We start from the raw sequence: 24,545 nt of genomic DNA on the forward strand, positions 1-24,545 counted from the left end.
GATGCAATCGCATTATTGGCAGAATTTTTAGAAATGAAAAATGAAATAAATTACTCTTGAGAAGCAAAAATATTGATTGAACTAGGTGGGCCAACACTGCAATAAAATTACTAACAAGCAGGTATATAAGACTATTCTGAGGTGATGTGAATTAGGTAAATATCAAACCGGTTGGCTTTACCGGCCATTTCTATGTCTGGCTTTTTATCTGCTAAATAGGGTGCACCAGCTGGCCGTTTTACTACCACTCTTTTTTTAGCGAGCGCCAATGCTGGAGCTAATAACAAATCGGCATCTTCATCTGGCCCTAATAATTGCTGAAATAGGCGCATTTCCTTTTTAACTGCCGCGCTTTTTTTGCGATGTGGGAACATAGGGTCTAAATACACTACATCTGGATGAATGCCTTGCCAATTAGCTAATAACTCTGTGGCAACCCCATGGTGTAATTGCATTTTTTCAGGTAGCCAAGTACTCAATTCTGAGTCAGTAGCCGCTCGATTTAGGCCGTCTTGCAACAGTGCCGCGACTATTGGCGAGCGTTCAATCATATCTACCCTACATCCTAGACTAGCGAGCACAAAGGCATCGCGTCCAAGACCCGCGGTAGCATCTAGTACACACCAAGTTTTTTGTCCTTTTAACCCTACAGCTTTAGCCACAGCTTCTCCTTTACCGCCACCATGTTTGCGTCTATGGGTGGCAGTATTAGAAGCAAAGTCTACAATCACGGCCCCAACTTTGGGTTCGTCAAGTTGCCTTAATTCTAGATGAGTGGACTGCTGAAAAAGTGCTAAACCTTGCTTTGCAGTTAACTTAAAATCTACTCCCCAAAATGTAGCGGTTTCTTTTGCTTGTGACACCAACTCTTGGTTGGCATCTTTAGGCACGGTAATAGGAATAGTATGTTCTGCGATTTGACTAAGCATGACCGAAATGCTCTTTGTTGCCTAACCAGCGGTTAATAATAGCTTGGGCGTTAGAGGGGTATTGTTGCCACAAGTGATCCGCAATATTTTGGACCTGTGGAATAAGCTCAGCGTCTCGAATTAAGTCTGCAATTTTCAAATCAGCCAGACCTGTTTGTTTAGTCCCTAATAACTCCCCGGGGCCACGTATTTCTAAATCTTGCTGCGCGATATAAAAACCGTCGTTAGACTCTCTTAACACAGCCAAACGTTTATTAGCAGTTTTTGACAAAGGGCTCTGGTACATCAGTACGCAGTGACTTTCAACGGACCCCCGTCCTACCCTGCCACGCAATTGGTGCAATTGTGCAAGGCCCAAACGTTCTGGGTTTTCAATAATCATTAAGCTGGCATTGGGCACATCTACGCCCACTTCGATTACTGTAGTGGCCACCAGTAGGTCTAAGTCTCCTGCCTTGAATTCGTCCATAATCTTTTGTTTTTCATCAGACTTTAACCGCCCATGAACTAAGCCTACTTTGAGCTCAGGTAACGCAGTTCGTAATAAAATAGCGGTATCTTCAGCTGCTTGGCTTTGCAAGAATTCAGACTCATCTATTAGGGTACATACCCAGTAGGTTTGTCGCCCTTGCTCAACACTGACATCACGCACCCTATTAATCACTTCATCACGGCGAGAGTCTGGCAAGACCACGGTTTTCACAGGTGTACGCCCTGGTGGTAACTCATCAATGATCGAGGTATCTAAATCGGCATAGGCGGTCATAGCTAATGTTCTAGGAATAGGCGTAGCCGTCATAATCAACTGATGGGGAAATGCACCTTGAGACTCTCCTTTTTTACGCAGAGCTAAGCGCTGCCCTACACCAAACCTATGTTGCTCATCCACAATCACTAAAGCAAGTGACGCAAACTGCACGGTATCTTGAAAAATAGCATGGGTGCCCACCAACATTTTTATTTCGTTGTTGGCAAGTTGCGAAAGTACTTTTTCTCTAGCTTTGCCTTTCAACTTACCGGCTAACCAACCTATTTCTATTCCTAGGGGTTCAAACCATTGTTTAAAATTACTGGCATGTTGCTCGGCTAATAATTCGGTGGGTGCCATTAGCCCCACTTGATATCCAGCAGCAATCGCAGATAAAGCCGCCAATGCTGCGACTAAGGTTTTACCAGAGCCTACATCACCCTGCACTAAGCGCATCATAGGTTGATTTTGCTGCATGTCGTCTTGTATGTCTGTGGTAACTTTTAATTGTGCGTTCGTCGGTTTAAAGGGTAAGTTACTCAAAAATTGATTGAGTACATTTGCCGCAGGGTGAATGGGATAGCTTGCTTGTTGCCGACTTTGCTGGCGCACCTTTAATACACTCAAATGGTGAGCAAGCAGCTCTTCAACCACCAAGCGTTGTTGCCCAGGGTGTTTGCCTTCTTCTAATAAGCTTAAGGTGACATCTGGTGAAGGCCTGTGCACCAAGTGCAAGGCTTCTGTCAAGCTAACTTGCTGTTGATATAGACCTTCAGGCAATAACTCAGCTAAGCCACCTTTATCCAATAGCTTTAAAGCTTGCTCAGTCAAATTTCGCAAGGTTAGTTGCTTAATACCTTCGGTGGCTGGGTATACAGGAGTCAGTGACTCTTGCATGGAGTCTGGCTTATCTAGATCAATAGACTTATATTCAGGGTGCATTATTTCTAAGCCAAATTTACCGGCTTTAACTTCACCAAAGCAGCGAATAGTTGAGCCTATTTGCAGGTTGTTCTTTTGTGCAGCTGAAAAATGAAAAAATCGTAAGGTAACTGTGCCTGTACCATCACTGATTCGTACTACCAGCATGCGTTTGCGGCCAAACTGAATATCGCACGACATCACCTCACCTTGAATACTGGTATGCAAATGAGGTTGTAAATCACTAATGGGATAAATGCGGGTGCGATCTTCGTACCTGTGAGGCAAGTGAAAAAGTAAATCTTGAACTGAAACGATCGACAGTTTCGTGAGTTTTTCAGCCGCTTTGCTGCCCACACCTTTTAACTCTGTGATTGGCTTTTTCGCTAGCCCTAACATTGCCTGTCCATAAACCTTTGATTAAAAGTCATTATACTAATAATACAAAACAACCAACAAACCTCATTCATCAATTAAGCAGTCAATCATCAAAGAAATGCCGCAAATTCGCAAGTAATACCCGCGCTAGTTAGCGACCTTACTAAAATCACAGCAAATAAAACTAGAAATTAAAGATTACTCTTTAACAAATACTTGCTAATCTAAAATTGCTTTGCCCATTGAGAGTAAGCGATTTTATGTACAGACAGCGACCAAATAGGGATTGAATGAATAACGCTTTAGTACAAAACACCAAATATCGACGAGATATACTGCGTGCATTGGCCTTATTTACCTTCACGGGCGGCTTACTATTTTGTACTCTCAACTTCATTAGGGGCTTATATCTTTTAGCTGCTTTGGAACTCGCCTACAGCCTATTTTCTATTTTTTTATGGTTCATCATTCCTAAAACCCCACACTTATCCCGTTGGATTTTATGGTACATAATCCCATTTTTCATAGTGATGATGTTTGCTCTATCTTTGCCCGCGACTTCTGATGCAATATTTGTATGGGTGTTAACGATTCCGCTCTTGGCTTATCTATTATTAGGTCGCAGATTAGGGTTTTGGGTGTCATTAATCTTTATATTTTTAGGCATTATTGCGTACCATTTGAGATTTATAGACAGTAGTAATCCCTTCTCACTAAATGCAGCAATCTCAATAAACATAACCTTAAGTGCTTTGCTAGTAATGATCATTGCACACGTTTATGAACTAAATAGAGACAAAAATGAAAATCGTCTTATCGAGTTGGCAGGTACTGATCAACTCACCGGCTTACCTAATCGCATGAAGCTAGATACTAGCTTTCAGCACATTTCTTCTTTAGCTAAACGGCATAAAATAGATTTCACTCTTATCTTAATTGACATTGATTTTTTTAAAAGCATCAATGACCAATACGGTCATGATGTAGGTGATGAGGCATTATGTTACATAGCTAATTTTTTAAATAAAAATGTAAGAGAAAGTGATTTTTTAGCTCGCTTTGGCGGCGAAGAATTTGCATTATTTATGACAAGTACCGAGCCAAACCAAGCTAATCAACATATAGAAAATATAAGGAAAATGCTCTCCCAGTCACCTTTCTTAAATGGAGATATTGCAATAAACATCACCTTAAGTGCGGGCCTTGCCACCTATGGTAAAGACGGAAAAAATTTAGAATCTCTTTTGAAAAAAGCCGACGAACGTTTATATCAAGCCAAGCATAATGGCCGCAACTGTATCGTTTTTGATTAATCAGAGTGTTGTAATTGTTGCCACCAGGTTTTATCTGCTTCTATGCCACCCTCAGTATTAATATAAGGGTAAGCTAATCCCTTACGGTCACAGATTTTTTTGAAGTTTGGAAAGCCACCAGCAAATAAGGTACGTTGGCAGGTTTCTTCATCCAGTAACGGTTTCTTATACATCCCTGCTAGCTGCCGTTGGCGCTGAGCCTCATATAAGATTAATGCAGCGGCAACAGATACATTTAACGACTGCACCATACCCACCATAGGAATAATAACTTCTTTGTCTGCCAGAGACTTAGCTTGGGCACTAACACCTAGTTTTTCTTGACCTAAAAGTATAGCCGTTGGCTTGGTGTAATCAATCTCCCGAAAATCTACTGCAGCAGGACTAAGGTTAGTCACCAAGATTTGCATATTCTGCTGCTTTAAAACATCCACTGCGCTGTCGATACTTGGATGAACTTGAGTTTCTACCCAATGTTCACTCCCCATAGCAGTAGCTTTTAACATAGTGCTTTCTTTTAATCCTGAAGCACTTTGTGGACTATCTGGATCTTGAGAACAAACAGCATGAACTTTATGTATACCCACTGCATCACAACTACGCACAATCGCTGAGGCATTATGTGGTTTATAGAGTTGTTCTAAACATACAGTCAGGCTTGGTTGCCTTAAAGCGAGAAGCTGCCTAATACGAGCATACCGCTCAGGGGACATACGAGAATGGGAAGTCATTTGGGATGATTACATTTTACTATTTTAAAAGTCATATAAAGCAACACCTGTAAGATTAAAAGCTCACTCATAGGCGTTGCTTGTCAGGCATTGAAGTTGTTTATTCAGGTAATTCCATCACGCCGTCAATTTCTATTTGTACGGCTTTAGGTAATGCACTAATTTGTACAGCAGCTCTTGCAGGATATGGTTGATCAAAATATTGACTCATGATTTCGTTAACCATGGCAAATTTTGAAAGATCGATTAAAAAGATATTCACTTTAGCTAGGTCATTTACCGTGCCACCCGCAGCTTGGCAAACAGCTTGAATATTCTTAAATACCTGATGGGCTTGCTCTTCGAAGTCTTCAGAAATAACTTCCATCGTTTCAGGAACTAGAGGAATTTGCCCTGATAAATATACTGTAGTACCGCTTTTTACTGCCTGGCTATATGTGCCGATCGCTTGCGGCGCCTTGTCTGTATGAATAACTGACTTAGACATAATGATTTACCTTTTTAAAGATTAAGATTTGTGAATACTTTGTTTGTTAAGTTTGGCTTGGCTGTGTCTTGAAACTCGCTGAACCTCTGGCATAGTGCGTATTTTGCGCATCACATTGGCTAATTGCAGACGATTCTGAATCATTAACTCAATATCAATGTAATAAACGTTACTTTCTTTTTCTTCAGTTTGTAGGCTGACAATATTAGAGCCACAACGGGCAACTGTATTGGTTAATGTTGCCAAAGTACCTTGATGGTTGACTAACTCTACGCGCAATGATGCATGGAACTCGCCTTTAACATCCTCATCCCATTTCATTATCAGAACGCGGTGAGGCTCTTCTTTACTGAGTTTACGAATATTACTGCAACCATTTTGATGGATCACCATGCCTCTGCCTGGGCTAAGTATGGCAACAATTTCATCATCAGGTATTGGATGACAACAGCGAGAGAAAGAAACTAATAAGCCTTCAGTGCCTCGAATGGCAACATTGCCTTGCTTGTCGATGTTAGTGTTTTCTCCTAACAAACGTCTAGCAACAATAGCGCTAAGCTCATTACCTAAGCCAATGTCTGCTAACAATTCATCAAAGTTACTGTGCTTGGTTTCCAATACCACTCGATTAATGTCATCTTCAGACACATCATCTAATTTAACCCTACCTAAAGCATGTCTGAGTAGCCTATTTCCCATCACCACAGCTTCTTCAGCACGCTGGTTTTTAAGATAATGACGAATGTGAGAGCGCGCTCTAGCGGTCACTACAAAGTTTAACCAGTTAGCATTTGGCTTCGCTCTAGGCGAGGTGATAACTTCAACGGTTTGGCCGTTCTCTAATGGTTTACTAAGTGAAAACGGTCGCCTTTCAACTTTTACACCTACACAGCTATTTCCCACGTCAGAATGCACTGCATAAGCAAAATCAACAGCAGTCGCACCTAGAGGTAACTCAATGATCCGACCGTCTGGAGAAAATACGTAGATTTCTTCAGGGAATAGGTCCGTTTTGACATTTTCAATAAATTCAAAAGACGAACTGGCACTCTGTTGCAATTCAATTAAAGACTGCATCCATTTACGAGCACGCACTTGAGCTGTTGTGCCATTATTTTCTTTTTCGTCTTTGTATAACCAATGGGCGGCGACACCTTTGTCAGCCATATGGTCCATGTTTTCAGTACGGATTTGAATTTCCACAGGAATACCATGGGGCCCAATGAGTGAAGTGTGTAACGATTGATAACCATTTATTCTAGGAATGGCAATATAGTCTTTAAAACGACCCTCGATGGGTTTGTACAAACCGTGCATGGCGCCAAGGGCGCGGTAACAATGGTCAACTGAATCAACCACTACTCGAAAGGCATATATGTCCATGACTTCATTGAACATCAATTCTTTGTTTTTCATCTTGCAATAGATAGAATACAGATGCTTCTCGCGGCCTAGCACAAGGGCATTAATTGCAAAATCTTTTAGGCGAGATTCCACTTCTTTACGAGTGTTTTCAATAATTTCTTTTCGATTGCCTCTAGCCTGTTTAACCGCTCCCATTAATGCTCTATGCCTTAAGGGGTACATGGCTTGAAAGCCTAAGTCTTCGAGTTCATTTTTAATATCATGGATACCCAATCTGTGGGCAATAGGAGCGTAAATATCGAGAGTTTCACGGGCAATGCGGCGACGCTTATCAGGGCGCAAAGAGCCTAGTGTTCGCATATTGTGGGTTCGATCAGCTAGCTTAATTAAGATAACACGAATATCTTGCACCATAGCCATCATCATTTTTCGGAAATTTTCGGCTTGGGCTTCGAGCTTATTGCTGAAGTGAATTTTATCTAACTTGCTGACCCCTTCAACCAACTCGCCTACAGTTTGTCCAAACTGCTCACTTAAATCTTCTTTACTATGATGGGTGTCTTCGATTACATCGTGTAATAACGCAGCCATGAGAGTCTCATGGTCAAGACGCATATCCGCTAAAATACCAGCAACCGCAACCGGATGAGTGATGTAGGGATCACCACTAGAACGCATCTGGCCACTATGGGCATCTCTAGCCACAACAAACGCACGTTGAGTATCCGCAACCTTGTCGGGCGGCAAATAAGATTCGAGCTTTTGTTTAAGACCCTCAAAGAGATACACAGCTAATACTTTCTATTAATGGATGAATAATCTAAGAATACGGGTAATTTCGGGGGATGCCAACGGCAATAATTAAAATTATCAGAAATGTCTGAAAAAGCCAAAAATACTTACCTCAAGTTGTACGCGAAACATACAATGAGGTAAGTACCTAACAATAGCATTTTAAAATATGTCAGCCTTGCATTTTAAGGCAGGCAAACAATCAAAAAATTTTATTGCTCTGCAAGAATATTAGTTACTGAATCAAACTCTGCTTGGTCTTGTGCTTGTTGATCACGTAAAGTATCTGCTTCTAATGTATCAGCAGTCACTAAACCTTCTTCAATTTCACGCAAGGCAACAACTGTAGGCTTATCAGTGCCACGTGCTACCATAGGCTCTTTACCTTCAATAGCAATTTGGCGAGCACGACGAGCAGCCACTAATACTAAATCAAATCTGTTGCCAATTTTATCTACTGCGTCTTCAACTGTTACGCGGGCCATGATGATCTCCGTCGATGGTAATATATAAAAAAAGGTCGCGTAGTGTACTGGCTAACGCGACAGTTTTAAAGCTATTTGATCGAGTATTGACTAATTATCCGTCAATAAATTATCAAATAAGCTCTGATAGCGAATAATTTGTTTCTCTTTTCGCAAGCGCCTAGTGGTCACTATGGCGTCTAGCTCATTTAAGGCTGCCTCAAAATCATCATTCACCACAATAAAATCAAACTCATGGTAATGGGATATTTCAGATACTGCTTTCGTCATACGCTCTGCAATCACTTCAGCAGAGTCTTGCCCTCTTTGTGTTAACCGTCTTTTTAATTCTTCTTTTGAGGGCGGAGCAACAAAGATAGTAGCGGTATCAGGAATTTGTGCTTTAACTTGCCTGGCGCCTTGCCAATCAATATCTAAAAACACATCAATGCCTTTGGCTAAGGTCTGTTCGATTACCACTCTAGAGGTACCGTAGTAGTTACCAAAAACTTCTGCCCACTCAAAAAACGAGTTTTCAGCAATTAAGGCTTCGAATTCGGCATGATCAACAAAATGATAATGCACACCATTAACCTCGCCAGGCCTAGGAGCTCGGGTGGTATGGGAAACAGACACTTGCATAGCATTGTTATGATCATCAGATTCTTGATGTTTTTCCAATAACGCCTTAATAAGGCTAGATTTTCCTGCACCTGACGGCGCAGCAAGAATAAATAAATTTCCGAGAGTTTGAGGCATTTTTATCTTTTAGCTATTAATTGTTATGTAGCAGTTAGTTGGCAATGGTAGCATAGTCTACATCAAGGGCCGAGTGCCTAAGTTTAATTACTATTAACAGGTAGCAACATGAACGACAGCCAATATCATCAAATGACAGATGACTTACTTATCGATATTGAAGAAATGTTAGATGAATGCGAAGTAGATATTGATTATGAATCAGCAGGCAGCATTCTGACCATGACCTTTGTAAATGGTACAAAAATTATCATCAACAAACAGCCACCATTACATCAATTGTGGATGGCCACTAAGTATAATGGTCATCATTTTAATTTTGAAAATGAGCAATGGATAGACGAGCGCACCGGTGTAGAGTTTTGGTCATTTTTAGATGAAGCCATATCTAAACAAGCTGAAACAACAGTCAATCTTAGAAAAACTTAAGAGCCTTAACTATGAGTCAAGAATTGTTACCATACGTAGAAGTTAATCCAACTCAAGCACCTAAAGCAGTTGTAATTTGGTTACATGGTTTAGGGGATTCTGGAAACGGCTTTGCGCCAATTGTTCCAGAGTTAAAATTACCAGAAGATTTAGCTATTCGCTTTGTTTTCCCCCATGCACCAGTCCGCCCTATAACTATAAATGGCGGTATGGAAATGCGCGCTTGGTATGACATTGCAAGCATGGACTTTAACAACAGAGCAGACAGCGAGGGTGTGAAAGAATCAGCAGCCCAAGTTGAAGCCTTAATTGAAGCAGAAATCAGCAAAGGTATTCCCGCAAACAAAATTGTTTTGGCTGGTTTTTCTCAAGGTGGGGTTATTGCCCTGCACCTTGGTACGCGTTATGAAAAAACCTTAGCTGGCATTATGTCTTTGTCGAGTTACATGAGCGAGCCAGAAAAACTTAGCGCCGAAGCCAGTAACGCTAACAAAATGACTCCTATATTAGTGGCCCATGGTAACCAAGATGAAGTGGTACCAATCATGATGGGTAATACTGCATTTAAAGTCTTAGAAAGTAATGGATACGCAGTGACCTGGAACGAATATGCCATGCCACATAGTGTGTGTAAGCAAGAGATAGATGATATCTCTGCATGGTTACAGCAAAAATTAAAGTAGTAAGTATTTATTAACTTGGGTTGTTATTCATACTAGAGGTTCGATTGAAGCCTTGGCAGGCAAACCAAATGGATTAGGTGTTGTCTGCCTTTGATATTAACTGGCTAAATCGCGCAAGAGCTGACTTTATCTCAACTATGTTAAAGCTGTCAGTTGCCTCAATAAGCTGCTCAGAAAAGCCCTGCAAGACTTCAGATTGATAGGTTTTAGATAGTACCAGCAGTTCATTTGCAAACTCAGCAATATCACTCAAATTATTGCTTTGCTTGAGCTGCTCACATCTCCCTAAAAAGGTATTTTTAAGTACCATATCTAACTCTTCGCCAAATCCCAGCCTATCGTTTTTATCAGGCTCAGCTTTGACTATATGGTGTTTCAAGTGTTTTTGTAACTCAGCTAGTAGCTCTCGTTTTAAAATTGGCTTACGTAAATAACCAGTAAAGTTTTCTCTTCTTTGCCGCTCGTAATCATCCCGCATAACTGAAGCAGTTAATGCCACGATCGGCAGACTAGGTTGAGAAAGCTTTATAATATTTGCAGCTTCGTAACCGTCCATGACCGGCATACGAATATCCATAATAATTAAATCAAAGTGATGGGTTTGACTCATATCTACCGCTTCTTGACCATTAGAAGCTTCCATCCATGCAATGCCTAAGCTTTTAAAAATTTCGATGAGTAGCGCTCTATTATCTTCAATATCATCGACCACTAGCACTTTTGCATGCTCAAACACTACCTCGCCAGACATTAGGTTTTCAGGCAAAGCTACTGGGGTTTCATCTACAGCCATAATATCCACTGACTTTAAATAAACCGAAAAGCACGAACCTTGATTAGGTTGACTGGTAACAGATATTTTACCATCCATCAGCTCCACTAAACGCTTACTAATGGTTAAACCAAGACCAGTCCCGCCGTATTCTCTTACACTTTGCCCCTCATGCTGTTGAAAGCTCTCAAAGATATGCTCCAGCATAGCCTCTTCAATACCTATACCAGTATCTTCAACGTCAATGCGTAAATCTAACTTGCTATGTATGGCATTTTCGTTTTCTGCAACTACCCTCAAGGTCACGCTTCCTGATTCAGTAAACTTAACGGCGTTACCTACTAGATTAAACAACACTTGTCTTAACCGAGTTGAATCAAGTAATAAAGCTTGTGGGATCCTATCATCCACGTCCAACATAAAATCTAAGCCTTTGGCGCGCACACTCATGGTAAACACGTTACCAATTTCATCGAAAACACTGTGTGGGTTACATACTTCTTTGGATATATTCAGCTTGCCCGCTTCAATTTTAGACAAGTCCAAAATATCGTTGATAAGCAATAACAATGAATTACCTGCAGATTTAATGGTAGTAACAAAAGACTTAAGCTTGGTTTCTTGAACTTGTTCGTGAAGTAGCTCAGTAAACCCTATAATGGCATTCATTGGGGTGCGAATTTCGTGGCTCATATTGGCTAAGAATTCTGACTTTGCTTTATTCGCCGACTCAGCATGGTTTTTTGCCTGTTGCAGCGCGCGCTCCATAGACACCCGCTCGTTCAAATTCACGATAATATGTAGCCAGGCATCTTCATTGTGAAACTGAATGGCAATAATCGACAACATGCCCTCTATCACTTGGCCATCAAGAGTGGTTATTTGTATTTGTTTGTCGAAGGTTTCTTTATTATCACCCTGATAAAAATGAGAGCCAGAAATAGTATCTAAATGCTCTTTTTGTAAACCTAGTGACTGAACAGCGTTGTCATTAGCCATCACGATTGAGTTTGTTGCGGCATCAACTACATACACAATGACAGGCATATTATCGATTACGACAGATAAATTGCGCTCACTTTGTTTCAAAGACAATTCTGTGGCTGCTCTGAGGTGCACTTCTTGTTTTAAACGACTGTTCCAAAAAAACACCAAAGATATAATCAGTAACGCCACCACCAACACCAAGAAAATTAACTGATAATCCGTTTTAACAAGCAGTTCTTTGTTGCCCCACTTATCTAATATTTGCTGTTTTTCAACGGTGCTCATACTAGCCAGCGCTTTATTGATTAAGGGCACGAGGGGAGCTAAGTCTGGCTGCACCACAAAACTAAGCTCTAAGTCGTATTTAGTTTTACCCACGACTTGTAAATTCGTAAAGCCATTTTCTGCGACCAAGTAATTAACCTGAGCTAAAGGCCCAATGAAAACGTCTGTTTTGCCAGCGTAAAGATCTTCTAACCCTGCTTTTGCAGTAGAAACTAATTCAAATTGCGTTCCGGGGTAACGGTCGATTAATGCTGCGGTACTTGCGTAGTCATCAATTAGACTAATACGCCTGTCTAAAACATTGCTGACGTTATCTATATATTGATACTCATTGCGCATTACGATGACAAATGGGCTTTGAATAAAACTATCTGTGAACAACAACTTTTGAAAAGGCTGATAGGTACTTGCAGCACTGCCAATATTCACCTTATTCGACACCATCATGTCTAAACTTTGTTGCCAACTGTCAGTGCTAACATGGGTAAAATTGATATTGAGTGTTTTAGCTACAATATTAAAGTATTCAGGCAAAATACCTTGATGGTGACCCTCTTCATCAATCGACTCGAAGGGCATCCAACTAGGGTCGGAAACAAACGTAAAATTGCTATGGGCCAGTAACCATGCTTGCTCTGATTTGCTCAGCGCTACCCTAGGTTTATTTTCCAAGTGCCGCTCTATCCCCCATTTATCGATAATGCCGTCTAATTGCTCCCCTTTAATGTGAAGCAACGCCTGATTAAGAATATCAACTAGAGGCTGGTAGTCATCTCTTACTGCTATATGTAGTGGGCTAGATTGAAAACTGGGAAGAGGTTTAAATGGGATAATATTCGTAATCCCATTTTGAGTGAGCAAATAACTCACAACAGCATGTGAATCAAACATCACGTCTGCTTGATTATTCAAAATACGTTCAACCGCTTGCTCTGGAGAGTTTACATAGACGAATAGCATTCCAGGGATTTGTTGTCGAATCTCTCGCTCCATGGCCGCATCTCGCACTATGGCCAAGCGCAACCCCGTGAGTTGTTCAACACTGGAGACATTAACGTCATTGCGAATAAAGAAATAGTTCAACAACTCAAAATAAGGAAGGGAAAATAACAAATGGGATTGCCTTTCTTCAGTTTTAAAGGCCGCAACTAATATATCACTCTTTTTTTGCTCAACATCAGCCAAAGATTTTTCCCAAACCTTGGTTGTATAGGTAAATTTCAACCCAGTTAGTCGGCTAATTTCGAGCAGTAAATCATGGCCTACACCATCGTAAGCGCCTTGTTCATTGGAAAATTCAAAGGGAGCCCAAGCATAATCACCTGCAACATGAATGACGGGATGGGCAGCAATCCAAGCCTGCAGCGGTGTTGATAAATTTAAGGAATTCTCTGCAGAAAACACACTTTGCTGCTCGGCGACACGGCTAAACCATCGATTTTGAATGGCCCGGTGTTGTTGCGTAGAAATAGCAGCCAAGCCTTTTTGAATGATACTGGCAAGTTCGGGATGCGCTTTACTTGATGCAATATGTAGTGGATTTTTACCTAAGTGACGGGTAGACCTAAAAGGAATAATCGTATTTATACCTTCTAACTCAAGGATGTAATTAAGTGCTCCGTAAGTGTCAAACAGTAAATCAGCTCTATTTTCTAAAACCGCATCGATTGCAGCAACAACATTAGGCACATCAACAATATCAACTTTTGGAAAGTGCTCTTGGATAATCTGTCTATGGGCAAAATCAACAGGAATAGCAATACGTTTGCCGTTGAGATCTTCGAGGGTGCTCACCTGTAAATCTTTACGGATAAAAAAGTAGTCTAGGGCTTCAAAGTAAGGTTCAGAAAAAGATAAATAGGCTTCTCTGTCTGGGGTTTTATAGACTGCGCCCAATATTTGAATTTTGTTATTTTTTGCGCCCTCAAGATTAACTTGCCAATTGTTTATAACCACTTCATAGCTGAGACCTGTGTACTTGGAGATAAGCTGTAGATAATCCCAAGCAATACCCTGATAGTTTCCCTGCTTATCAGCAAAATCAAAAGGCGCCCAATCGGGCCCTCCACCCACAATGACTTTTGGATGAGCATCAATCCAAGTTTGCTCGGCCTCAGTTAATGTAACTTTAGACTTGGTTTCTGCGGCATTATCGGCAAACACAGGTTGCAAGCCAATAAAAAGAAACCAAATCCCACAAAACCAGCGGCAAACTCTCATACTATTGATTCATTATCTCCAAAAACTCTGACAAGTTAGTAATGAGTATGTCCACTAGAGCAGGATCGAAATGCTTGCCGCTATTCTGTTTGATATATTCCACTGCATCATCTACTGTCCAAGCACTTTTATATTGCCGCTTATGGGTTAAGGCATCAAACACATCCGCCAGCGCCACTATTCGCCCATAGATATGAATTTCATCCCCTTTTAAGCCCCTAGGGTAGCCGCTACCATCCCACTTTTCATGATGCTCATGGGCAATAATTGCCGCGGCTGTGGTTAAACGACGTTTTGAGTTTTTTAGCAATTCATAACCCTTTTCAGCATGGGTTTTCATGATCGCCATTTCGTCATCGGTCAACTTGCCTGGCTTGTGCAAAATATCTTCAGGAATGGCTATTTTGCCTATGTCGTGCATGGGAGAGGCTAAAAATATGCTTGTTACTTCTTCTTCAGATAAATAATCAACCTTTTGCGCTAGCAACTTACAAATATCGGCAACACGTTTGATGTGCTGTCCGGTTTCGTCCGAGGTTGACTCCATAACCTCCATTAAGATGTAAATCATTTCACACTGGTTATCTTCAATCTCTTTGGTGAGCCTGCTGGCTTGTAAATTCGCTTTTACCTCAACTTCATTGGAGTGGGTTTTTAAAGCTTGCCGCGATATTGCCAATTCGATATGGGTTTTGACCCTGCATAATAGTTCGTTGGCGTGGAAAGGCTTAACGATATAATCCACCCCACCGACTTGAAAGCCTTTTGAGATAGCGTCTACGTCTGCTTTTGCAGTTAGAAATATGACTGGAGTATCTTTTACATGATCGAGTTGCTTAATTTGCAGGCAGACATCATAACCATTTATTTTTGGCATCATGATATCTAATAAAATAAGATCGAATGCGTTATTTGCAATAAGATCTAATGCTTCTTGTCCATCTGAAGCGAAAGAAAATGTATAGCTTTCTTCCTTAAGGATATTCATCGCTACCTGAATATTTTCAGATACATCGTCTACAATAAGGATGTGTAAGTCTTTGCCGCTCTTCAACATGAATTCCCTGCTACTTCAATACAACTTATGCACAATTTCCGAGCAGTTTACAACATTACCAAAAGATGTCGAACCTAAAAATAACTAATATGACCAGCGCGATAACGACTGCATTAAAAATCTTGGTATAAACAGTAACGGATAGGTTTATTACACTTATCTTAAAACTTCTAAGTGTGTGATAAAAAAGTGATGAAATCATTTTAATAAATCTCCGGTTTCATTTAGCAATGATTGTTCAGTTAACTGGAGAACCCTATGAACAAATTTTTAAAAACCATCAGTATATTAGTATTTACTATCTTTGCTTTGCCCGCTTTAGCTGCCGATAGTGCAGTAAAAACCGGAATTTTTAATAACACCGCCATAGAAGGTTACGATACCGTTGCTTACTTCACCAAAGGCAAGCCAGTAAAAGGCAGTGACAAATTTACATTCACATGGCGTGATGCTGACTGGCATTTTTCTAGCCAAGAAAACTTAGCGTTGTTTAAACAAGAGCCTGAGAAGTATGCTGCCCAGTATGGCGGTTACTGTGCATGGGCCATGGCCTCAGGCAAAACCGCAAGTATAGACCCTGAAATTTGGTTTATAGAAGACGGCAAACTGTATTTGAATTACAACAAGAAAGTCCAAGAAGACTGGTTTAGTAACCTAGAAGCAGACATTCTTTCAGCAGATCAAAAATACCCAGAAGTAACCGATGTTAATGAATATCAGTAATATCACTGAACCTTAATAGCAACCCAGCCTGTTATAACAGGCTGGGTTTTCATACATTTTTAAAAACCCTAATTTGTTTTTAGCCAAGCCGCCATCAGCCTGATAAGATCCACGTAATAAGGTCAATCATACGATCACGTGATCACTGTTATTTAGGAAGTGTTATGGCAACCCGCATTATCCGTATCGCAACACGCAAAAGTGCCTTAGCGTTATGGCAAGCTGAATATGTAAAGGCCGCTTTATTAAAAGCTCACCGAAACGTTCAAGTTGAGTTAGTACCTATGAGTACTCAAGGCGACAAAATCCTTGATACTCCTTTAGCTAAAATTGGTGGTAAAGGCTTATTTATCAAAGAGCTAGAAATTGCCATGAACGAAGGCAGAGCTGATATTGCCGTACACTCAATGAAAGATGTGCCAGTTGATTTTCCTGAAGGTTTTGGATTACACGCGATTTGTGAGCGAGAAAACCCATTTGATGCCTTTGTATCTAACACCTTTAACGATTTGGCATCGCTACCTCAAAATGCCCTAGTGGGCACTTCTAGTTTACGTCGCCAATGCCAATTGCGAAAAATGCGCCCAGATCTGATAATCAAAGATTTGCGGGGTAACGTGAATACACGCTTAGCCAAACTAGATGCCGGTGAATACGACGCCATCATACTGGCGGCGGCAGGCTTGATTAGACTTGGCATGTTAGAACGAATTCGCTATGAAATTCCGGCAAACGAATCTTTACCGGCAGTAGGCCAAGGGGCTGTAGGTATAGAGTGTCGCAATGATGATGCAGAGCTCATTGAGCTTTTAGCGCCACTTAATCACCCAGAGACAGCAATCCGAGTTCGCTGCGAGCGCGCCATGAACGCTAAGCTAAATGGCGGCTGCCAAGTTCCAATCGGTAGTTTTGCCACCCTAGAACAACAACAAATCACCTTAAGAGGTTTAGTTGGCTCAACAGATGGCACCACCCTACTTCACGCCACTGCTACTGGAACATATGAACAAGCAGAACAGGTTGGTGAGCAAGTCGCACAGCAATTACTTGACCAAGGGGCAGGTGAAATACTTGCAGCCTTACACGCAGACTAAGCTTTGAGCTTTTTATTACTAAGGCCGCAAGGTAAATGTGTTAAAAGCGCATTAGCACTTAACAATGCAAATATAGCAACCGTTGCCTGTGGTCTTATTGATACCCAACTCGACTCTCAGGCTATTGAGCTTTTACCCGCTAAAATCGCAGCCCTAAATAAAGCCCTTGCAGCACCTATTTATGTCATAGTCACCAGCACAGTAGCTGCAGAGCAATGCATTAAACTTAAAAACACTTGGCCTGAGAAAATAGTATTTTTTGCGGTAGGTAATAGCTCTGCCGATATATTACGAAAGGCCGCTTTTGATGTTATTACACCAATTGAAGCCCGCACTGAAGGGTTACTGGCTCTACCTCAGCTTAATCAAGTCTCAGACAAAAAAATTATTATCATGAAAGGCTATGGTGGCCGAGAATTACTAGTGGATACCTTAAAGAAACGAGGCGCACTGGTTGATGAGTGGGAAGTCTACGAACGGGTTAAAATAGCCAAGCCCGAGTCAACACAAGACTGGCAACAAGAACAAATTCGTTGCATTATTGCAACCAGTGGCGAGGTTATTCAAGCAGCCTTCGAACATTTTGAAAACACTTGGTTACAAACAAGAGACTGGATAGTGGTAAGCAAACGTACCGCAGAAATCGCAGAGAAAATGGGCGTTAACCATATTCATGTCAGCCGCGATGCCAGTGATAAGGCAATTATTCAATGCGCACAGCTTTATTTGACTCGCGCAAGACATTCTACGGAGCTTTAGATGGCAGATAACAAAGATGATTTAAGTGCGGCAGACCAAAAAGCGTTAGCTGAACTCGAAAAACAACTAGCAAAAGATAAAGCCGCCCCCAGTTCAGCAGCAAAGTCTGCCACTAACACTAGAAGTAGTGACAAATCTACAACTCAATCTAAGCCTAGCTTTAGTTCCAGAAAGTCATCCTCAAACACTAAAACAGCTGATTCTAGCCCCAAGGCTAAAACTGGGTTGTTATGGTTTGTTACTGTTATTAATTTACTGATACTCGTCGCCATTATTGGCGCTGGTTACTGGGCATGGTTACAATGGCAAGGGCAGTCTGCACGACAAAGTGGGGCACTAGTTGAACAGCAAAACTTAATTGCCACACAACAACAAAAAGTCACCCGGACCTTAGCTGAAAACCAACAACTTATAGCTGAAATACAGCAACAAAACCAAGGGCTACAAGCAAGCGTTAGTAGCCTAGTAGAGCAGTTACAATTAACAGACTCACAAACACAAAGCAACCAAAAGCAGTTAACCGAAATCTCTGGTAGACGCCCCGCAGATTGGTTATTAGCCGAAGCTGATTATTTAGTGCGTATGGCTGGCCGTAAATTATGGTTAGAACACGATGTAAAAACCGCCATTATGATGCTGCACTCTGCCGATAGTCGAATTCAAGATCTAGACGACCCAAGCTTATTACCGGTTCGCGAATATTTAGCTGCCGATATTCAAACCCTACAACAAATTAATCAAGTATCCACCAGCTCCATTGCCTTGGCATTAGGTGCCATGTTAAAGCAAGTGGATAACTTACCTTTGGTCTTTTTTGAGCGTCCTAAAGAAGAAGTTGCTGAGCAAGAGGTCACTGACTCGGTAGATGACTGGCGCAGTAACTTTATGCGCAATTTTCATGAAGTGACCAAAGACTTCTTCAGCTTTAAAAAAGTGACTACAGACATCAAACCTTTTATGTCAGAACAACAGCGCTGGCTACTTAAAGAGCAGTTAAGCTTTGCCCTAATGCAAGCGCAAATAGCTGTTTTACAAGAAAACCAAACCTTATATCAACAAGCGCTGCAACAAGGCTTTGCGTTACTAATTGAACACTTTGATACCGAGCAAGACATAGTTGTGCAGTTCACAGAGAGTTTGAGCAATTTACAGCAGACTGATTTTTCTCGTAATTACCCGTCACAGCTGGAGGCTGCACCTTTGCTGCAGGATGTCATTGAGAGTCGTTTAGATAGCCGCTTTGTGAACGGAAGTAACTAATTATGAATCAGTTAATTCGTATTTTTGTGGTGTTTTTTGTATTGCTAATCGCCCTAGTGATTGCAGCCATGTTTTTTGATGACAGAGGCTATGTACTAGTTGAATTTAGTGGCCGTATTATAGAGATGAACGTTATGTCTCTATGTATATCACTGATATTCATTTTTGTAGGACTAATGTTTATTAACTTCCTTATCAAAATATCCTTGGCGGCAGCAAGTGGCTCGAAAAGCTGGTTAGGCAGTTGGGGGCAACGCAAAAAACAAAAAGCCTTTACCCAAGGATTACTAGCACTGGCAGAAACTAACTATTTAACGGCAAGAGAGCAACTGAGCAAAATAGAAGATGTAGACTTTGACGGCCTTAACCTGTTAGCCGCCGCCGACGTTGAATTACAACTTGGGCAACCAGAAAAAGCCAAGGTATTCTGGAAAAAAGCTACGTCATACAATAAAGCCGCATTAGCCGCTAATTTATGTTTGATTCGAGACGCTTTAAATAAACAAGACCCAAGTACAGCATTGAGTATTATTGAAGACTTAGACGAGCAGCAACAAAGCCAAGTACCTGTGATTAAATTGTGGGCTCAAGCTTTAAGCCAAGCAGGTAAATGGCAACTACTTAAAGACAAACTGAAAGGCTGGAAAAAGCCACTTGGCGAAGACTACGAGCCCTTAATGCAACATGCGTCAAAGGGCAGCTTTGCAGAAATAGCCAGTAAAGAAGGTGCCGCTCAACTTAAACAAAGCTGGCAATCTTTACCCCGTGGAACCCGCAAAGATCCTGCACAGCAGGCTTCCTATATTCAGCAATTAATAGATCAAGGGCTACATTCAGACGCTGAAAGTGCCTTAGTTGAATATCAAAAATCAGGGCCACACCCTTTGTTATTGCCATTGTTTAGGCAAATCAAACTGCCTAACCCAAGCTTAGCCATTAAAAAGCTAGAAGCTTGGCTGAAACAAGATCACGAAAACGTAGAACTATTGTCGGTACTTGGCAATATTGCCCATAATTCTGGTGATGATGTCTTGGCAGAAAAAGCTTTAGCCAAAGCCATTAAACTTGATAGTAACCAAGCAGACTTAATACTTATGGCCAGCATTAAAGAAAACCAGCACGACGATGGCCAAGCCTTGCAGCTTTATAAACAAAGCATGCAGCACGCTAAATAGAGATGACTCAAGGTACACAGATGTTAAAAGTATCAGGACTCATTATTGCTATGGTGCTGTTCTGGACAACACCAGCCATAGCAAAGCCTGCCAACCCCACTTTTGAGTTAATCACTTTAGGCGATACGGGTGGCATACAAGACGGCAACTTAAGTGCCTTTTTACTGCGCGCTTTAACAGAAGAAAACTACATAGCCTTAGACTCAGGCACACTCGTTAACGGTATCAATGTAGCCATAGAAAACCATGCATTTGCTGGTTTAAAGCGTAAACCAGACGCTAGCCTTTCAGCCGCAGGCAACATTTTACACCACCACGTAAAAGGGTACTTACTTAGTCATGGCCACCTAGACCATGTGGCAGGTTTATTAATTGCATCACCAGACGATAGCTCTAAACCTATCTATGCCTTGCCCTCAGTCAACAACACCATGAGTGGCAACTATTTTAACTGGCAAGCATGGGCCAATTTCACCAACCGTGGAGTTATACCCCATTTAAACAAATATCCAGTTATTGATTTAACTGCCCAGCAAAAGGTTTCACTACAAGACACCCAACTCAAAGTCACGCCTTTTAGCTTGAGCCACCCTTTAGAATCCACCGCCTTTGTAATAGAAAAAGACCAAGACATGTTTGTTTACTTTGGTGACACCGGCCCAGACGAAGTGGAAAAAGAAGGCAAACTAGCAGCCATTTGGCAGTACCTAGCCAAACAAATGCAAACCAAAACCTTGAGGGGCATAGTCATCGAAGTATCCTTCGACAACCAAAGACCCGACAACCTCTTGTTTGGGCACCTCACCCCCAAATATTTACATCAAGAACTCAATAAATTTTATGAATTGGTTAGTGATAAATCCCAATTTAACGATATGCAAATCATCATTAGCCATATCAAATACAGCCTAAAAAGTGACCTAGACCCTAAAATAAAGATTAAACAACAGCTAGAAGCCACCAACCCACTATGCTTTAACTTTGTTATCGCAAAACAAGGCCAACGAGTGGTTTTATAGTCAGTGAATAAGCTAAGTACTAATAAATTTAAATAACAGTGGAAAAGTCAGAGGTTTTCATTAGAATCAGCGCTCGCTTGACGTGAGAATGATTTATCTACAGCAAAAATGTTTGATTAATCACACGCTCAATAACGATAGTCAACACCCAAGCTCAACCCTATGTTGAGTTAAACAATCAAACTGCAATGCAGCTAAAAAACTGATTGCACCCGTAGCTCAGCTGGATAGAGCGCTGCCCTCCGGAGGCAGAGGTCGTGAGTTCGAATCTCGCCGGGTGCGCCATTTTTAAAAAGTCAGATAAAGACTCCTAACTATTAATTAACCTTAGCGATTCAAAGTTTCTTTTAGCTTAAGCACCCTAGCGAATTCAACTCATCTGTTCGACAAAATTGTCAGGAACAATTTTGAACGTCGCTTGCGACGGCCCGTAGGGCAAAATACATGGATGTATTTTGTAATCCTCTTGGGTGCGCCATTTTTAAAGGGGTTTAAGCCAACTTTAAAAACAAAAACTTCCTAAAAGCAATTCTGTAGCACTTTGAACATTTAGTACTATGATATTTTGGTGGTTTAATCGAATGTAACTTGAGTTTTCGCAGAGTGAATAATTACCTAGATACTTAAATTAGTCTTTGAGGTATCAAGGAAAGTGAAGTCCTATATCTTAACAGAAACCTCTGTAGCAACCATCGCTGCAATTTTAGTTTCAACTTCAGTATATATATCAACATCCACTTCAGGCACTGAAAGCGATATTATCAGGGAATATCTCGCTTTGGAGTCCCAACGTTCATGAGAGGTCCGAGTTTTCCACCAACCACTAGCTGGATAAATTGCTATTTGTCCACGTGCCGCAAGTTCAGCGGCACTGCCTCGCCATATATCTTTATGTACAGATCCACGATGGCGAATTCCAGCTCCTAAAGTCCAATTTGAATCACTTGGTGAATCATCGGGTCTCCCCCCCTCAGTAGCAGCATTTATTCGTCTCTGAAATTCAATGTCAGATTCTTCGGGGCGCTTTACGTCAAAACGCAATTGATGGCTAGCATAGCTGTATTTATTTAGAATATTCCGACTAGATGGGTTGGGTTCTATAAAATAAGAAAGGGTTACAGTCATTTCTACACTTGCTTCACCAATAGCTTGTAAAGCGTCTTTAGGCCAAGGTAAATCATGCAGATGCATATCTTTCGTTTTAACTGAACCTTCTTTATGGAATGGCTGAAGTTCATCTTGTATCACTAAAGACAATGAGTTATTAGCGCTTTTAATAGCCTTTTCTAGATTTGGGACACCAAATCCGACCATGCGAGTTAAGCTACTCATATCACTTTTTTTAATATTCTGGTCTGTTCGCTTTACAGCAACTAATTTATACATTTCATCCGTCCAATCTGCAGAATGAATGGTCAACCCTCGGATGGTCTCAGGCCAGAGATTAGGATACGCAACATTTACTTGTGCTGTAAATTTGGCTGCAAGTGCTGTGGCCGCGCTGGTAGCATTAATTGCTTGAAAATGTCGTGTTGAAAAATCATGATGAGTAGTCAGCAAGTCTAAATCGTGCATCCCTGCACATCCATATTGATCTATACCAACATTACCACCTTCAAAAACCACTTCAGGTTTGATTGGAGCATTTTTGCTATCCCATACAAGGGAAGTGGTACTATACGGTGATAATCCCCCTGCTTTAGCCAACGGTTGGCAATCTGTAGATTCTGAAATAGTATCTTTGTTCGTATAAGCACCAACTGTAATAACATTCCATGCTTGAGCTGGATCATGTATATCTTGTAATTGATTGTAATCTGGATAATTCATCAACTCAGTTAGACTGTCGGCAATATTGCCCGCACAAATTGTAAATAATCGAGGGGCCTCTCCTTCACCTAAATAATCAGCAGCTAACGAATCCAACGTGCTTGACCAAGATGATGATCGCCCTCTGTCAGTCCCAGTCTTTGCTGATAGCGACATCGAAAATGTACGTATTCGGTTTGGGTTAGCATTTTCTGCTATCGCTACTGCATCAGATGTTACTTTCCCTAAAGGTTTATCTTTATTGCCCCCACTATGCCCTAGAACTTTTACCGACTCCAATTTGTGGTTAACGTAAACTACATCTTTTGAATCAAAAATATCGGTTAAATCCCCCCACATAGCAAGACCAGCCATGCCTGTTCCATGCCCATTATTATCTACCGGAACTCTGTCATCAGTTACTGTTAATTGCTCCTTTAGATCAGCAAAAGGAGAGAGCAAAGGATGCTCAACATTTACACCTGTGTCCAAAATACAGACATAAGGTTCGTTACCACTATTTGGCTGACTTAAACGCTGTACTAAATCTTGTGACCATTGCGCTTGCTCTTCACTCTCAGAACTATCAAAAAAGTCAGCAGTAACTTTGGGGGCCCTAATCTCTGCTACTCTACTTAACAGTAACGTGTTATTCGCTAGTTGATTTTGAGTGGCTTCAACTTGAATGACCGTATGTTCAGGGAATCGAAGTTTATGTGGTGAAACAACAATTTCCAGTTGATTGGCGATTAACGTAAAATCAGAAAGAATCTCTTCATATTGGTTTGTCGTTTGCTTACTTCTTTTAGGCGTTGATAGCCAAACCTCCCACCAAACAGACTGATTTTTATCAGTAGGTAATAAGGATTCATCGTCAGACCAAATCGCTGTGAACGCAGCTGAACGAATTGATTGTATTGAATCAATCAACTTTTGATTATCCCTCGGTTTCCCCTTTACAGTTTTATTTTGGTTTAAATATTCAGTGATTTTTTGTTCAAAAACATGCAATTTTCCATCAGGAATGAAGACTGTGGCGGTGGTTATAGTATGATCATTCTGAGTGATAGTTTTTATGTTATGCAATTCAATTTTTTGAGTCTCACTAGCGAGACTTCCAATAGCCATCTCAATATCAGGAAAACTTTCAAACTCTACTTGAATACCGATACCCATTTGTAAAGGGATCTCTTTCGCATCTTCCTTTAAAGTATTTAATTCAGTTGAAACAGATGCAAGGTCACCTCGTAATTTACTGCTATGTGTCTGGCGGTTTTGTTTTGGTATATTTTTTGGAGGGATACGCCTACTTGGAGTAGTAAAATTATGAGCTATTGAAATTGAATTAAGAAAAAAGTGTGGTTTATTAAATTCATTGTTCGCCAT

At 41.0% G+C, this 24,545-nt stretch carries 19 protein-coding genes and 1 tRNA gene; 10 read left to right on the plus strand and 10 right to left on the minus strand.

Annotated features, from left to right (window positions below):
- Positions 1-131: 131 nt before the first annotated feature.
- Entirely contained in the window at positions 132-929 is a 798-nt protein-coding gene (locus EOK74_RS01020; RefSeq protein ID WP_133468042.1) for a class I SAM-dependent methyltransferase, read from the minus strand.
- The gene (gene recG, locus EOK74_RS01025) at positions 922-2,997 is read right to left on the minus strand and encodes an ATP-dependent DNA helicase RecG (protein ID WP_133468043.1); all 2,076 of its coding nucleotides are present in this window, start codon (positions 2,995-2,997) and stop codon (positions 922-924) included. Before recG ends, EOK74_RS01020 begins: the two co-directional genes overlap by 8 nt.
- Before the next feature lie 269 nt (positions 2,998-3,266).
- On the opposite strand from recG, the gene EOK74_RS01030 reads away from it, so the two are divergent.
- A complete protein-coding gene (locus EOK74_RS01030) occupies positions 3,267-4,289 on the plus strand; it encodes a GGDEF domain-containing protein (protein ID WP_133468044.1) in 1,023 nt (340 codons plus the stop codon).
- Here the strand turns inward: EOK74_RS01030 and trmH are convergent.
- The 5 genes from trmH to gmk all read right to left on the minus strand — a co-directional run bounded on the left by trmH (position 4,286) and on the right by gmk (position 8,887).
- On the minus strand, positions 4,286-5,002 hold the full coding sequence (gene trmH / locus EOK74_RS01035) for a tRNA (guanosine(18)-2'-O)-methyltransferase TrmH (protein ID WP_133468233.1): 717 nt from the start codon (positions 5,000-5,002) through the stop codon (positions 4,286-4,288). The genes EOK74_RS01030 and trmH overlap by 4 nt on opposite strands.
- Before the next feature lie 118 nt (positions 5,003-5,120).
- Positions 5,121-5,507 (minus strand): RidA family protein, encoded by a 387-nt coding sequence (locus EOK74_RS01040; protein ID WP_133468045.1) that lies wholly within the window; start codon positions 5,505-5,507, stop codon positions 5,121-5,123.
- Positions 5,508-5,528: 21 nt separating this feature from the next.
- Positions 5,529-7,661, minus strand: coding sequence for a bifunctional GTP diphosphokinase/guanosine-3',5'-bis pyrophosphate 3'-pyrophosphohydrolase (gene spoT, locus EOK74_RS01045; RefSeq protein ID WP_133468046.1), 2,133 nt, complete (start codon positions 7,659-7,661; stop codon positions 5,529-5,531).
- 215 nt (positions 7,662-7,876) lie between these two features.
- Positions 7,877-8,149 (minus strand): DNA-directed RNA polymerase subunit omega, encoded by a 273-nt coding sequence (rpoZ, locus tag EOK74_RS01050; protein WP_133468047.1) that lies wholly within the window; start codon positions 8,147-8,149, stop codon positions 7,877-7,879.
- A gap of 90 nt (positions 8,150-8,239) precedes the next feature.
- Entirely contained in the window at positions 8,240-8,887 is a 648-nt protein-coding gene (gmk, locus tag EOK74_RS01055; protein ID WP_133468048.1) for a guanylate kinase, read from the minus strand.
- A gap of 108 nt (positions 8,888-8,995) precedes the next feature.
- On the opposite strand from gmk, the gene cyaY reads away from it, so the two are divergent.
- The gene (cyaY, locus tag EOK74_RS01060; RefSeq protein ID WP_133468049.1) at positions 8,996-9,316 is read left to right on the plus strand and encodes an iron donor protein CyaY; all 321 of its coding nucleotides are present in this window, start codon (positions 8,996-8,998) and stop codon (positions 9,314-9,316) included.
- Positions 9,317-9,327: 11 nt separating this feature from the next.
- On the plus strand, positions 9,328-9,999 hold the full coding sequence (locus EOK74_RS01065) for an alpha/beta hydrolase (protein WP_133468050.1): 672 nt from the start codon (positions 9,328-9,330) through the stop codon (positions 9,997-9,999).
- 73 nt (positions 10,000-10,072) lie between these two features.
- Here the strand turns inward: EOK74_RS01065 and EOK74_RS01070 are convergent, their stop codons facing one another.
- Together EOK74_RS01070 and EOK74_RS01075 are read right to left on the minus strand one after the other, a co-directional pair.
- Complete coding sequence (locus EOK74_RS01070; protein ID WP_133468051.1) at positions 10,073-14,263, minus strand: transporter substrate-binding domain-containing protein; 4,191 nt, start codon at positions 14,261-14,263, stop codon at positions 10,073-10,075.
- 1 nt (position 14,264) lies between these two features.
- On the minus strand, positions 14,265-15,320 hold the full coding sequence (locus tag EOK74_RS01075; RefSeq protein ID WP_133468052.1) for an HD domain-containing phosphohydrolase: 1,056 nt from the start codon (positions 15,318-15,320) through the stop codon (positions 14,265-14,267).
- Between the two features lie 258 nt (positions 15,321-15,578).
- Here EOK74_RS01075 and EOK74_RS01080 point away from each other — a divergent pair, with 258 nt between their 5' ends.
- The 7 genes from EOK74_RS01080 (at position 15,579) to EOK74_RS01110 (ending at position 21,635) form a co-directional block, all read left to right on the plus strand.
- Positions 15,579-16,043: a YHS domain-containing (seleno)protein gene (locus EOK74_RS01080; RefSeq protein WP_133468053.1), complete on the plus strand. Its 465-nt coding sequence runs from the start codon at positions 15,579-15,581 to the stop codon at positions 16,041-16,043.
- A gap of 164 nt (positions 16,044-16,207) precedes the next feature.
- Complete coding sequence (gene hemC, locus EOK74_RS01085) at positions 16,208-17,137, plus strand: hydroxymethylbilane synthase (protein WP_133468054.1); 930 nt, start codon at positions 16,208-16,210, stop codon at positions 17,135-17,137.
- A gap of 3 nt (positions 17,138-17,140) precedes the next feature.
- Positions 17,141-17,896 carry a uroporphyrinogen-III synthase gene (locus tag EOK74_RS01090; protein ID WP_133468055.1) on the plus strand — a complete coding sequence of 252 codons (756 nt, stop codon included), beginning with the start codon at positions 17,141-17,143 and terminating at the stop codon, positions 17,894-17,896.
- Entirely contained in the window at positions 17,897-19,156 is a 1,260-nt protein-coding gene (locus tag EOK74_RS01095) for a uroporphyrinogen-III C-methyltransferase (RefSeq protein ID WP_133468056.1), read from the plus strand.
- Positions 19,157-19,158: 2 nt separating this feature from the next.
- The gene (locus tag EOK74_RS01100; protein WP_133468057.1) at positions 19,159-20,331 is read left to right on the plus strand and encodes a heme biosynthesis HemY N-terminal domain-containing protein; all 1,173 of its coding nucleotides are present in this window, start codon (positions 19,159-19,161) and stop codon (positions 20,329-20,331) included.
- 20 nt (positions 20,332-20,351) lie between these two features.
- Complete coding sequence (locus EOK74_RS01105; RefSeq protein WP_239023956.1) at positions 20,352-21,350, plus strand: MBL fold metallo-hydrolase; 999 nt, start codon at positions 20,352-20,354, stop codon at positions 21,348-21,350.
- Positions 21,351-21,558: 208 nt separating this feature from the next.
- Positions 21,559-21,635 (plus strand) — tRNA-Arg (locus EOK74_RS01110).
- Positions 21,636-22,010: 375 nt separating this feature from the next.
- On the opposite strand, the gene EOK74_RS01115 is transcribed toward EOK74_RS01110, so the two are convergent.
- Positions 22,011-24,545 carry a S8 family peptidase gene (locus EOK74_RS01115; protein ID WP_133468059.1) on the minus strand — a complete coding sequence of 845 codons (2,535 nt, stop codon included), beginning with the start codon at positions 24,543-24,545 and terminating at the stop codon, positions 22,011-22,013.

The organism is Paraglaciecola marina, from assembly GCF_004360155.1.
GTDB lineage: Bacteria > Pseudomonadota > Gammaproteobacteria > Enterobacterales > Alteromonadaceae > Paraglaciecola > Paraglaciecola marina.

Bases quoted from the DNA above. Each gene is read 5' to 3' on its own strand.
- EOK74_RS01020 (WP_133468042.1), bottom strand. From the start codon at position 929: ATGCTTAGTCAAATCGCAGAACATACTATTCCTATTACCGTGCCTAAA.
- recG (WP_133468043.1), bottom strand. From the start codon at position 2,997: ATGTTAGGGCTAGCGAAAAAGCCAATCACAGAGTTAAAAGGTGTGGGC.
- EOK74_RS01030 (WP_133468044.1), top strand. From the start codon at position 3,267: ATGAATAACGCTTTAGTACAAAACACCAAATATCGACGAGATATACTG.
- trmH (WP_133468233.1), bottom strand. From the start codon at position 5,002: ATGTCCCCTGAGCGGTATGCTCGTATTAGGCAGCTTCTCGCTTTAAGG.
- EOK74_RS01040 (WP_133468045.1), bottom strand. From the start codon at position 5,507: ATGTCTAAGTCAGTTATTCATACAGACAAGGCGCCGCAAGCGATCGGC.
- rpoZ (WP_133468047.1), bottom strand. From the start codon at position 8,149: ATGGCCCGCGTAACAGTTGAAGACGCAGTAGATAAAATTGGCAACAGA.
- gmk (WP_133468048.1), bottom strand. From the start codon at position 8,887: ATGCCTCAAACTCTCGGAAATTTATTTATTCTTGCTGCGCCGTCAGGT.
- cyaY (WP_133468049.1), top strand. From the start codon at position 8,996: ATGAACGACAGCCAATATCATCAAATGACAGATGACTTACTTATCGAT.
- EOK74_RS01065 (WP_133468050.1), top strand. From the start codon at position 9,328: ATGAGTCAAGAATTGTTACCATACGTAGAAGTTAATCCAACTCAAGCA.
- EOK74_RS01070 (WP_133468051.1), bottom strand. From the start codon at position 14,263: ATGAGAGTTTGCCGCTGGTTTTGTGGGATTTGGTTTCTTTTTATTGGC.
- EOK74_RS01075 (WP_133468052.1), bottom strand. From the start codon at position 15,320: ATGTTGAAGAGCGGCAAAGACTTACACATCCTTATTGTAGACGATGTA.
- EOK74_RS01080 (WP_133468053.1), top strand. From the start codon at position 15,579: ATGAACAAATTTTTAAAAACCATCAGTATATTAGTATTTACTATCTTT.
- hemC (WP_133468054.1), top strand. From the start codon at position 16,208: ATGGCAACCCGCATTATCCGTATCGCAACACGCAAAAGTGCCTTAGCG.
- EOK74_RS01095 (WP_133468056.1), top strand. From the start codon at position 17,897: ATGGCAGATAACAAAGATGATTTAAGTGCGGCAGACCAAAAAGCGTTA.
- EOK74_RS01100 (WP_133468057.1), top strand. From the start codon at position 19,159: ATGAATCAGTTAATTCGTATTTTTGTGGTGTTTTTTGTATTGCTAATC.
- EOK74_RS01105 (WP_239023956.1), top strand. From the start codon at position 20,352: ATGTTAAAAGTATCAGGACTCATTATTGCTATGGTGCTGTTCTGGACA.
- EOK74_RS01115 (WP_133468059.1), bottom strand. From the start codon at position 24,545: ATGGCGAACAATGAATTTAATAAACCACACTTTTTTCTTAATTCAATT.